The following is an 11,385-nucleotide window of genomic DNA, read 5'->3' on the forward strand; positions in this document are numbered from 1 at the left end:
GAAGACCCTGCACGCAAAGTTCGGAGAGCTGACGCTGGAGGATGATTTTTTGTCCGACTTTTTGCCTGGCGCGCTCGACAAGGCGGGTCTGTTGCCGAGCGCAAAAAATGTATGGTCCGCCCCGCTATTGCAAGGTTTTCGTGGGTGACGCACCGGCTTGCGTAAATGTATCCGGCCTCTGATCAGTCAGCCGCTTTTGGCGACAAGGCCTTGATGAAATCCGCACCTCGGGTTCCAGATTAGTGGCACGGGACGGTGTCCCGTTTTTTTGCGCGTGGCTTACCCGTGGTCGATCAACCGTTTGGTCATCACGTCCCCTGCAATTGGTTCTGCGGTTAAGAGGTCAGCTCAAGGCTGCCCCTTTCGTCCGCAGATAAACGCTACCTGGTTTGGTCAGCACGGCCCAGACGATGCGCGTCAGCTTGTTTGCCAAGGCAACCACGGCCTTGTTCCGGTGCGTTCGTGCTTCAAGGGCAGAGAGCCAGCTTCTGAGGGCATGGTTCGCCCGATTCAAGTGCAAGAAGCATGACCGCGCGCCATGGATGATCAGGCGCCGCACATAGCGATTGCCGCGTTTGCTGATGCCCAGAAGTGTCTGTTTGCCCCCGGTCGAGTGCTCTGCAGGCACCAGCCCCAGCCACGCGGCCAGATCACGCGCCTTGCGGAACTGTCGTCCGTCGCCCGCTTCGGCGACAAGCGCGGTTGCGCTAAGCGCCCCGATGCCCGGAATTGTGACGAGGCGGCTGACGGTATCGTTCTCGCGGGCATAGGCTTCTACCTTTCCATTCACGGCCTTAATGCGGCCTTCGATGTAGGCGAGGTCATCCAGCAACTCGGCGAGCAGCACCCGCATGGTCGATGTCAGGTCATTCTCCTCGTTCGCCAGATGCCTCCGGATATCGGCATGGAAGCCGCCAGCTCCAACTCGCATGGCCAATCCGTATTCAATGCAGAATGCGCGCGCTTGGTTCATCAGAGCAGTTCTTTGCCCAACAAGCCGGTCGCGGATGCGGTGAAGTGCCTGAAGATCGACCTGTTCGGGCGTTCGAACTTCCACGAAGCGCATGGTCGGTCGCGTCACCGCTTCGGCAATGGCCGCAGCATCGACGGTATCTGTTTTGTTGGATTTGACATAGGGCTTCACGAAGCGTGCTGGAATGATCCGGGCGTCATGGCCCATCGCAGGCAGCCGGCGCGCCAGCCATTGTGAGCCCGGACAGGCCTCCATGCCGATCAGCACCTTCGGTGCAACTTCGAAGAACGCCATCAGCGTGTCACGCGAGAACTTGGCACGCTGGATAACGGCGCCGGCAGCGTTCAGGGCCACAACGTGGAACACCTTCTTGCCGATATCAATGCCGAAGGCGGCAGTCCCAGGGATTGGTTTGGTTCGCATCCTTTCTCTCCTTCTGCTTTGCGATGCCGCAATACTGACGCTTGGGTGCGGGGCGGACCATCCCATTAATGATCAATCCCACTGCCAAGCTGAGTGTCAGCTGCCAAGCAATCATGCTGGGGATCGGCCGGGGCAGCGTCTATTACAAGCCGCGCCCGGTGTCGGCTGCCGATCTGAAGCTGATGCACCGGATCGACAAGCTGCACATGGACTTACCCTTTGCCGGCAGCCGCATGCTGCGGGGTCTGCTGGTTCAGGAAGGGTTCAAGGTCGGGCGACTGCACGTTGCCACGCTGATGAAGCGCATGGGCATCAAGGCGCTTTATTGCAAGCCGAACACCTCGAACCCGGCGCCGGCGCACAAGCTCTATCCCTACCTGCTCAAGGGGTTGGCGATCACCTGCCCCAACTAGGTCTGGGCGATGGACATCACTCTGAGTAATTGATCATCCGCGCTCTCGGGCAGTGCATAGTTGCCGCATCTGAAAAAGGAGAGCTGCGATGAAACGTTATTTTGTTGGCCTTAATGTATCGAAGGATGAAACGGCGGTTTACCTGCGGGATGATCGCGGTGACATCGTGACGTCGTTCAAGAAGCCTACCGACCCGCACGTCCTCTCACGCGCGTTGAGTGTGGAGATGGAGCATATCGTATGTGTCGTCCTCGAGACGGGCCGGATGGCGAACTGGTTGTATGATGAACTCAGCCAGAGGGGCTTTCCAATGGTTTGTATCGATGCACGTCAGGCTCATGCGGTTCTGAGCCAGATGCACAACAAAACCGACGAGAATGACGCTGCCATGCTGTCGGAGTTGGCCCGGACGGGATTTTATAAGAGAATCGAGGTCAAGAGCCGCCTTGCCCAGGAACGTCGCGCGCTCTTGCGCGCCCGCGAGGTCGCCATCAAAATGCGCATGAACACGGAAAACACGATACGCGGGTTACTGGCCAGTTTTGGGATCAGATTGCCGAAGCAATTGCAAACCTATGAGCAGCGGGTCCGGAAAGTTCTGGAAGGGCGTGCCGTTCTGGCTGGAGTCATCGAACCGTTGTTGAAGTTGCGGACAGAAGCGCTTCGTCAGGCCGCAGTTCTGACCAAAGAGATGACCCGTCATTCGCGCAATGATGAAACCTGCCGCAGGCAGATGACAATACCGGGCGTCGGAGCCGTCAGTGCCGTCACGTTTGTGGCGACGATCGACACGCCGGACCGCTTCAAACGCTCCAGATTCGTCGGAGCCTACACCGGCCTGACATCGAGACGCTACCAATCTGGCGACATCGATTTTGGTGGCCGGATATCAAAGCATGGCGACCGCATGTTGCGCACGGTTCTATACGAGGCAGCCAATAGCCTGTTTTGTCGGGTGAAATCCGGTCCGGATCAGCCCTTCATAGATTGGGCAACGGCTCTGAAAGAGCGCACAAGCCACAAGAAGGCCGTTGTGCCTTGACCCGAAAGCTATCCGTGATCCATCTTGCATGCGATCTGGAAAGATGGCACCGAATTTGAAGCACAGGAGGCCTGAATAAAGTACACGCGAGCCGCGATACACGCGCCCGCAAAAAGTTGCCGTACCGACCACAGCGGCAGGCATTCGACACAACCCGAGCGATCTACATGCGAGCCCTACGCATCGCGAATATCACGTTCGGGAAGTCGACGCCTTGGATGCCGAGATGAAGCGCCAAATGGGATGACTTCGAAAAGAACCTTGCAGGTGGCCGATACACGCGACAATATCAACGAGCGCAGATGATCAATTATAGAACCTACATCCCGATGGTGCGCAGGCTCATCTATCTTGCCGCCGTGCTGGACTGGTTCACACGCCGCGTCCTGGCGTGGCGGGTGTCGATCACGCAGGAGGCCGACTCTGGCAAAGAAGCGGTGGAGGAGGCGCTGGCACGTCATGGCACGCCCGAGATATTCAACACGGATTAGGGTAGCCAGTTCACCTCGACCGAGTTCATCAAGGTGCTGGCCGCCCACCAGATCAAGATCAGCATGGATGGCAAAGGCGCATGGCGCGACAATGTCTTCGTCGATCGGCTGTGGCGCACTATCAAATACGAGGAGGTTGACCTGCGCGCCTATGCCAGCGTATCCGAGGCCCGGGCCGGGATCGGCCGGTATCTCAGCTTCTACAACAGCCGCCGCCCACATTCATCGCTTGACGGCAGAACCCCCGATCAGGTCAGCTTCAACCAGCCGATATCCGCAGCGGCAGCGGCAAAACTGAGGCGGAAAACCACTTAGAAAACGCCCGTAAGCTGTTCAGATCAACCGAGCCAGCGCGGACAATACCATCCCATTATGGCGCATCACGGCGCCATTTGAAGCAGGAGCCATCCACACAATCAATCGAGATGGCCTTCTCAAAGCTCAAAGCCTACTTGCGCCGGATCGGAGCCCGAACTTTCGACACCCTGTTTGAAGCTCTTGGCGACATCTGCGACCTCGTCGAGCCACAGGAATGCTGGAACTTCATAAAGGCCGCCGAATATGCCTTAGATTAAAAGCAAAATGCTTTAGCCTAGCCGCAACGCTTTCTGCGCGCTGTCATTTTATATAGGGCGGACCTTGGTGACACCACACACGATAAGGCGCAACAATAAGAAGTTTCATGCCGATGACGCCGCAATCTTGTAAAGTGTCTGGACTTAGCACCCCCGGCATAGGAAGCAGGCTAGGGAGTTTAATTTTCTGGGAAGACAATGGATGACTTAGAAACCAAACTTCGGCAGGCTGGCGATGAACTGCGTTCGATCCGGCGCCTTCTGAACACATTGAAATCAATCCCAGTGCCGCAGAGGGAGGAAGAAGCCCGGGCTTTAACCTTTCGATCGGTACGTGAAAAAGGAACCATTTATTCGGTACGTGAAGAAGACCAGAGTAGCAAGCATCCGAATCTGGACACGCTCAACAACCAATTTACCAAACTTGCGGATCTGGATCATTTCGTATTTTTCCACTAGGCTCAAAACTCAATCAACCTATTGATCTATTGTGTATCAGGTGTTTCACTTGACCCTGTTGTGCAAATCAGGTGAGCAATGTAGGCAGGATTTTGGCTTTCGGACCGGGCTTGGACGGCGATAGAACCGCTTTTGTCCAAGAACCAGCCGGGCGCGCGGCGGGTGGATGACCGCCGGGTTATCAGCTGTATAATCCATGGGCTGCGGATAGGGTGTCGCTGGGAGGATTGCCCGTCCACCTAAGGCCCTCAACCACGATCTACAACCCGTTCAACCGGTGGAGCCATCGCGCCTCTGGAGGAGCATCTTCGCTGACCTTGTGGCGCGGGCCGAACTGCCCGATGACCTGAGCATCGACGGCTCCGCCGAGCGCGCCCATCGCTCCGCCCATGGTGGAAAAGGGGAGCGAAAGTTCAAGCCATCCGGCGCTCGCGTGGCGGGCCGACCACCAAGATCCATGCCCTGACAGATGATTGCGGGCGGACGGTGGCCTTCAGCCTTAGCCCCGGGAGCCACGCCGACATCTCAGACGCCCCCTCACTTCTGGACAAATGCCCCGCACCGGCCCGCCTTCTGGCCGACAAGGGCTATGACGCGAACAGCCTGCGCGACCGTCTCGCAGCAACCAAAACCGAGGCCGTCATCCCCTCGTGCCAGATCGCGCCAACGGCCCATCCAAAACTATACCGACACCTACCGCGCCCAAAACCTGATCGAGCGTGCTTTCTGTCGGCTGAAGGATTGGCGGCGCATCGCAACCCGATACGAAAAACTCGCCAGAAACTACGTAAGACCGCATGTCTTTTTCCAGCGGCGCGCGCATGACGGATCAGCCTGTATTCTGATGGAATGGCGGCAAGTGCCGTCGATCTGCGATGGAGGAAGGCATGACGAACGAACAACTAACGATCGATGTTGGGATCGATGTTGGGATCGATGTTTCGCAGGATAAACTTGCGGTTGCAATGGCCAGTGGTGGGGTGCATGACGAGGTTCTCAGCTTCGGCACATTTTAGAACGCTCCTGCCAGCGTCGACCGGCTGCTCAAGAAACTTTCGGCGCGAGGGTCACCTGTCTCAGTATGCTATCAAGCAGGGCCAACCGGATATGGCCTTTATCGGCAGGTGCGTGCTTTCGGCTTCGAATGCTGCGTGGTCGCGCCTTCCTTGATTCCAGTGCGTGCCGGTGAGCGGGTAAAGACAGACCGGCTGGATGCCATTCGACTTGCCCGGCTATTGCTCGCCGGGGAACTGACGCCGATCTGGGTTCCTGATGAAACCCATGAGGCAATGCGCGATCTTGTCCGGGCTCGGGAAAGTGCGGCAGAGGACCAACGACACAAACGCCAGCTCGTTTCAGCGTTTATGCTGCGTCACGGGCGGGTCTATCATCGGACCAAATCCTGGACGATGCGGTATCGTAGATGGCTACAAAGCCAGAATTTTAATCATCCCACACATCAGATCTCCCTTCACGAGATGCTGCAAGCGGAGCGATATGCGACGGAACGGGTCGATCGATTGACCGGGCATATCGAGGCGTTGGTGCCAGAATGGGACCTCGCCCCAGCGGTGAATGCGTTGCCGGCCATGCGGGGTGTTGCATTGATCAGCGCCGTCACCTTCATGGCAGAGATCGGAGACGTGCGCCGCTTCGAGTCGCCGGCAAAGCTCATGGCCTATCTGGGACTTGTGCCAAGCGAATACTCAACCGGGGAAAACGACGAAGCGTGGTGGCATCACCCGCGCAGGGAATTCACGGGTTCGCCACAAACTGATCGAGGGTGCCTGGATGTATCGGCTGCAGGCACGACCAGGCGCAAAGAAACTATACATTCTTCTAGAGCAACCAGCGGAGGTGCAGGACATCGCTTGGAAAGCGCAGTCACGCGTGACAACAAGATATAGCCAGCTCATTCAGAGCGGGAAGAAATCAACGGTTGTGACTACCGCCATTGCGCGTGAGATGGCGGCCTTTATGTGGGATATTGCCCGCCGAACTATGCCAGCGAGATGACCGCATTCACATGCGCCAAATGGCGGGCGCGAGGTCAACGGCAAGGGAATATCCGGCACTCGCTTTGAAGCCAACGTATGTTGATGCTCGCTGTAAGATAGGAATAGCCCCGAGACGCAAAATCGGTCATGCGGTATCCAACCCGCGTATCAGAGCTTGTTCACCGACGTCTACAGACCTCGTGCCCACCCTTGGGCGTCCAAATGGCGGAAAACGCCTTGGCGTTCCCATTCGCGTGAAAAAATCCTTGAAAAAAGACATCAGAGCGGCGTCCCCGTCCCATTGATTTCAACGGTTTCACGATGCTGCCTTAGCGGCGAGTTTCGTTCTGAGCATTCAGAAGGAGACTACGATGGCGGATGGCGGGGACGGATTTGACAGCCGCATCGAAGTTGTGCAGCGGACGCGTGGATATCGGCGTTGGCCGGGTGATGTGAAAGCCCGCCTCGTGGCCGAGAGCTTTCAGCCGGGCGCGCGGGTAGCGGAAGTGGCACGTAAGCATGATCTGGCAGCGCATCAGCTTTCGGATTGGCGGTGTCAGGCCCGCGAGGGTCTTCTGGTCCTGCCCGCCGACGCCATGTCATGGATGTCGAAGGATAACCTTCCGGCTTTTGTGCCGGCTTCGGTCGAGCCAGAAAATACCGGTCCGTCAGCGGATGCCGATCGGGCTGCAGGTGTCATTACCATCGAGATCGGTGGCGACTTCGTGCTGCGGGTGCCGGGCGATGTTCCGGCAGAACGGGCAGCAGCGGTGGCGCGTGCGCTGCGAGGACCGGCATGATCGTCGCGTGACAGCGCCAGCCGATCCTTATTGCGACGCGGCCGGTAGACTTCCGCTGCGGCCCTCAGGCGCTCGCGCGGATCGTGCAGACCGAGCTGAAGCTCGATCCGCATTCCGGGGTAACGATCGTGTTCCGTTCGAAACGCGGCGACAGGTTGAAGATTTTGGTTTGGGATGGAACAGGTCTCGTGATGGTCTACAAGGTTCTGGAACAGGGCAGCTTTGCCTGGCCGAAGGTTTAGGATGGGACAATGCGGCTGTCGCGCGCCCAGTTTGAGGCTTTGTTCGAGGGGCTGGATTGGCGCAGCATCGTTGCGCAACGGGTCGCTCCACCCATTGCGGCGGGATGATTTACTCAGCTGTTTTGACGATGTTTTATTGGCCTTTTCTGTCCAGATCGGCTATGAATCCGGATGTCGCAGCCGTTCGATCTCAGCCAGTTTCCAGACCTTCCGCCCGAGGTGATGAAGGCCTTTGCCGCACAGTCTGCGGCGCTGGAAGCGGCACGGTTTGAAGCCGCGGTCGAGCGTGCGACCCGCCTGCATGAACAGGCTGTGGGGGTTGAGAAAGACGCCTTCATCACCGAATTGACGGCACTGGTCGAGAAGCTGGAAGGTCAGGTCGGACAATACCGGCATGCGAAGTTCGGGCCGAAATCGGAAAAGCTGGACCCCGCGCAGTTCGAACTGGCGCTGGAGGATCTGGAAGCGGCCATCGCCGAGACCCAGGAACAGATTACCGCGATCGAGGCGAAGATTGCGGCCAGCGAGACTCATCCCGAAAAGAAGGCGCCGCGCAAGAAGCGCAAGGCGCGCGCCTTGCCGGAACACCTGCGGCGCGTCGAGCGCGTCATCGAACCCAAGAGCATCGTTTGCCCATGCGGTTGTGGCGACATGGTGCGGATCGGCGAGGATCGGGTCGATCGGCTGGATTACATCCCGGCGCGCTATCAGGTGACTGTCACGATCCGCCCTAAATACGCCTGCCCCAAGGGGCGTGCGGGCGTGGTGCAGGCCAAGGCACCCGCGCATCTGTTGGAGGGCCGCTGGCCCACTGAGGCGCTGCTGGCCCAGATCGCGGTGTCCAAGCATTCCGAGGACATGCCGCTGAACCGCCAGGCGGTGGTCATGGCCCGGCACGGCGTGCCGATCGACCGGTCCGTGCTGGCCGACTGGATGGGACGGACAGGAGCCTTGATCGCGCCGCTGGTGGACCGCATGGCGGTGCTGCTGAAACAGGGCAGCACCCGGCTCAATGTTGACGAGACGACCGCACCGGTGCTGGACCCCGGGCGCGGAAAAACCAAGACCGGCTATCGGTAGGCGGTCTTGCGCGACGACCGCGGCTGGGGCGGCACCGCGCCCCCAAGTGTGGCGTTCCACTATCGCCCGGCCGAAAGGGCGAATATGCCGATGAGATCCTCACCGGCTTCAACGGCACGATTCAGGTCGATGCCTATGGCGCCTATACCCACCTCGCCACGCCAGAGCGCACGGGCGGCGATCCCTTGCGGTTGGCTTTCTGCTGGGCACATGGACGGCGCAAGCTGATCAAGGCCAAGCCGAAGAAGGGCTCGCCCATCGTCGACGAGGCGCTGGTGCGCATCGCTGCGTTCTACAAGGTCGAGGACAGCATCCGTGGCTCCGCGCCTGATCAGCGCCAGGCCGTCCGCCAGGAATTGTCCCGCCCTTTGGTGGAGCAGTTCTTCGCCTGGCTGGCCGCACAGGCCGCACGCATCTCGCGCAAATCCGACCTCGGCGCCGCACTTGCCTACATGCTCCGGCGCCAGGACGGCTTCCGGCTCTTTCTTGACGACGGCCGTGTCGACATGGATTCCAACTTGGTCGAGAACGCCATCCGCAGCCCGGCCATGAACCGCCGCAACGCGCTTTTTGCCGGCCACGATGAGGGCGGCCGTTCCTAGGCGCGCTTCGCCAGCCTGATCGGATCCTGCAAGATGAACGGCGTCGAACCCTATGCCTACCTGCGTGATCTCTTCACCAAGCTCGCCAACGGCCATCTCGACAACGACATCGATGCGTTGATGCCATGGGCCTACGCCGCCGCGCCCCAGCCCTCACAATGAGCTCATCCGGGAGTCCCCAGTGAGCTCATCTGAGCGCTCACGAAGGCGAATATGTCACCCAGACGCACGGTCGTCCACGACCGCAAGTGAAAACTCAATGGGCCGGAACCGACGCATACCCTCTTCAGGCGTGCTATTGGCAACAACGGTGTCTCCGACCGCATCGTTATCGACCAAAGCGGCGCCAACCAGGCGGGGCTGGAAGCCGTGAATGTGATCCTCAAATTCACCAGAACGGGTCAGACTATCAAGATCCTACAGGTCAAATACCTGAACAATATCCTTGAGCAGAATCATCGGTTCATCAATCGCATCACGGGGCGGATGCTCGGCTTCAAGGCCTTTCATTCCGTGTCCGCAACCCTTGCCGGAGTCGAGGTCGCACACATGATCCGCAAAAGGCAATTCAACGCCAGTGGCATCACCGCATTCCAGCAGTTCCCCCAGCTCGCAGCATAATTACGTTTAGCGTAAGCCTGCTTCGTAAGCATCCGCCGAGGCTTGCAGTTACCCACAAGTGGTGCGGCGAATTGATTCACCTGTCAGTCTTGGCCTTGTTCGGAAGGAACCGATCATGATTCGTCATGTGGCACCGAGTAGGAGGTGCAGGCATGGGACAGAGCTGGGTGAAAACAGAAACCGCCGGTTGCGACTTAGGGGATGAGCGATTGAACCGCAGGCTCGGCGCGATACTCGAGGCCCTCGGGGAGCGACCGGGCAAATCACTGCCGACGGCGTTTCAGGACTGGTCGAACACCAAGGCGGCCTATCGTTTCTTTTCTAACGGAAATGTCAGCGAACATAGAATCCTTGAGGGACATTTTGCGGCTTCTGCCCTGCGCATCCAGGCAACCAGCGGTCCAATTCTTATCCTGCAGGACACGACAGAATTCAACTTTAAGCGCGCGTCTCCGGAAAAGATTGGGTTCACCCATGTCTCGACCGGGCAGAAGCTGAAGGACGGTCGGCGTAAGAAACATGTGGTCTGCGGGTTCCAGATGCATGCCAGCCTGGCGATCACCCCGGACGGTCTGCCGCTCGGGTTGACAGCAGCAAAGTTCTGGTCCCGCGCCGCCTTCAAGGGCACCGCCGCGCTCAAGCGAAGGATCAATCCGACCCGTGTGCCCATTGAGCAAAAGGAGAGCATGCGCTGGCTCGACAATCTGCGCCTGTCGACCGAGTTGGCGGGTGCGCCGGAGCGTTGCGTGCATGTCGGAGACCGGGAGAGCGACATCTACGAGCTGTACTGCCTTGCAGAGGAACTCGGGACTGGCTTCTTGGTCCGGAGCTGCGTCGACCGCCTGGCAGAAGATGGCGGGACGACCATCGCCAAGGTCATGGCGGAGGTGCAGGCGAGCGGCACCCACGAGGTGCGGTTCAGGGATGCGCAGGGCAAGAAGCATTGCGCGGTCCTATCGGTCCGGCATGCCACGATGACGGTCCGTCCGCCAATCGGAAAGCAGCGGAAATACCGGCACCAGGAACTACAGATCATTCATGCCGAGGAGCTCGACCCGCCGGAGGACAGGGCGCCCCTGTTTTGGAAGTTGATCACTAACCTGCCCGTCGGGAGCCACGCGGAGGCCGTGAATAAGCTCGAATGGTACGCCCTGCGCTGGAAAATCGAGACCTTCTTCCGGACGCTGAAGACCGGCTGCCGGATTGAGGAACTACGCTTGGCCACGGCCAATCGCCTGGCCAACTGCATCGCGCTCTGCTGTGTGGTGACGTGGCGGGTGACATGGCTGGCAATGCTCAGCCGCAAGACACCGGCAGCCGACCCCGCAGCTATCTTCACGGCGGACGAGCGCAATCTGCTCGACCAAGCTGCACCGGAACGGAAGCAGCACGCACTTCGCGACCTGGAATTCTACGTCAGGGCGGTCGCACGACTCGGAGGCTATCTCGACCGCGCTTCCGACGCACCGCCAGGGACGACGGTCATATGGCGCGGCTTCTCACGCCTCGCCGACCTCGTTGAAGGTGTACGTCTCGCAAGGCCCCCGACCGATATTTGTGGGTAACTGCAAGCCGCCGAGGACCGTGGTTAGGCAGCCTTGACCTGGTGCGCTGCTGCGTTCCATTCCCACGGCAGCAACTCGTGCAGGCGCGAGACCGGCATATCG

Annotated in this window: 6 protein-coding genes and 6 pseudogenes; 11 read left to right on the forward strand and 1 reads right to left on the reverse strand. The window is 59.2% G+C overall.

Going from position 1 to position 11,385, the window contains the following annotated elements; genetic code table 11:
- Positions 1-343: 343 nt before the first annotated feature.
- A complete protein-coding gene (locus ACSSVY_RS21985; protein ID WP_454272112.1) occupies positions 344-1,462 on the reverse strand; it encodes an IS110 family transposase in 1,119 nt (372 codons plus the stop codon).
- A gap of 29 nt (positions 1,463-1,491) precedes the next feature.
- Here ACSSVY_RS21985 and ACSSVY_RS21990 point away from each other — a divergent pair.
- From ACSSVY_RS21990 to ACSSVY_RS22040, 11 genes and pseudogenes are all read left to right on the forward strand, one after another.
- A pseudogene (locus ACSSVY_RS21990) lies at positions 1,492-1,806 on the forward strand (IS3 family transposase); the annotation flags it as partial.
- A gap of 91 nt (positions 1,807-1,897) precedes the next feature.
- Positions 1,898-2,851, forward strand: a complete 954-nt coding sequence (locus tag ACSSVY_RS21995; RefSeq protein WP_454272114.1) for an IS110 family transposase — start codon at positions 1,898-1,900, stop codon at positions 2,849-2,851.
- Positions 2,852-3,168: 317 nt separating this feature from the next.
- Positions 3,169-3,657: pseudogene (locus tag ACSSVY_RS22000) on the forward strand (transposase); the annotation flags it as partial.
- Between the two features lie 458 nt (positions 3,658-4,115).
- A complete protein-coding gene (locus ACSSVY_RS22005) occupies positions 4,116-4,376 on the forward strand; it encodes a hypothetical protein (protein WP_454272116.1) in 261 nt (86 codons plus the stop codon).
- A 120-nt stretch (positions 4,377-4,496) separates the two neighbouring features.
- Positions 4,497-5,163 (forward strand): annotated as a pseudogene (locus ACSSVY_RS22010) (IS5 family transposase); the annotation flags it as partial.
- A 100-nt stretch (positions 5,164-5,263) separates the two neighbouring features.
- A pseudogene (locus tag ACSSVY_RS22015) lies at positions 5,264-6,392 on the forward strand (IS110 family transposase).
- 352 nt (positions 6,393-6,744) lie between these two features.
- Complete coding sequence (gene tnpA / locus ACSSVY_RS22020) at positions 6,745-7,173, forward strand: IS66-like element accessory protein TnpA (RefSeq protein WP_454272118.1); 429 nt, start codon at positions 6,745-6,747, stop codon at positions 7,171-7,173.
- A 29-nt stretch (positions 7,174-7,202) separates the two neighbouring features.
- Positions 7,203-7,415 carry an IS66 family insertion sequence element accessory protein TnpB gene (gene tnpB / locus ACSSVY_RS22025; protein WP_454272121.1) on the forward strand — a complete coding sequence of 71 codons (213 nt, stop codon included), beginning with the start codon at positions 7,203-7,205 and terminating at the stop codon, positions 7,413-7,415.
- Between the two features lie 171 nt (positions 7,416-7,586).
- Positions 7,587-9,259, forward strand: a pseudogene (gene tnpC, locus ACSSVY_RS22030) (IS66 family transposase).
- Positions 9,260-9,382: 123 nt separating this feature from the next.
- A pseudogene (locus ACSSVY_RS22035) lies at positions 9,383-9,718 on the forward strand (DDE-type integrase/transposase/recombinase); the annotation flags it as partial.
- Positions 9,719-9,870: 152 nt separating this feature from the next.
- Complete coding sequence (locus ACSSVY_RS22040; protein WP_454272120.1) at positions 9,871-11,283, forward strand: IS4 family transposase; 1,413 nt, start codon at positions 9,871-9,873, stop codon at positions 11,281-11,283.
- Positions 11,284-11,385 lie beyond the last annotated feature (102 nt).

The sequence above is a fragment of the Roseovarius sp. MBR-51 genome, assembly GCF_053628575.1.

Bases quoted from the DNA above. Each gene is read 5' to 3' on its own strand.
- ACSSVY_RS21995 (WP_454272114.1), top strand. From the start codon at position 1,898: ATGAAACGTTATTTTGTTGGCCTTAATGTATCGAAGGATGAAACGGCG.
- ACSSVY_RS22005 (WP_454272116.1), top strand. From the start codon at position 4,116: ATGGATGACTTAGAAACCAAACTTCGGCAGGCTGGCGATGAACTGCGT.
- ACSSVY_RS21985 (WP_454272112.1), bottom strand. From the start codon at position 1,462: ATGGGATGGTCCGCCCCGCACCCAAGCGTCAGTATTGCGGCATCGCAA.
- ACSSVY_RS22040 (WP_454272120.1), top strand. From the start codon at position 9,871: ATGGGACAGAGCTGGGTGAAAACAGAAACCGCCGGTTGCGACTTAGGG.
- tnpA (WP_454272118.1), top strand. From the start codon at position 6,745: ATGGCGGATGGCGGGGACGGATTTGACAGCCGCATCGAAGTTGTGCAG.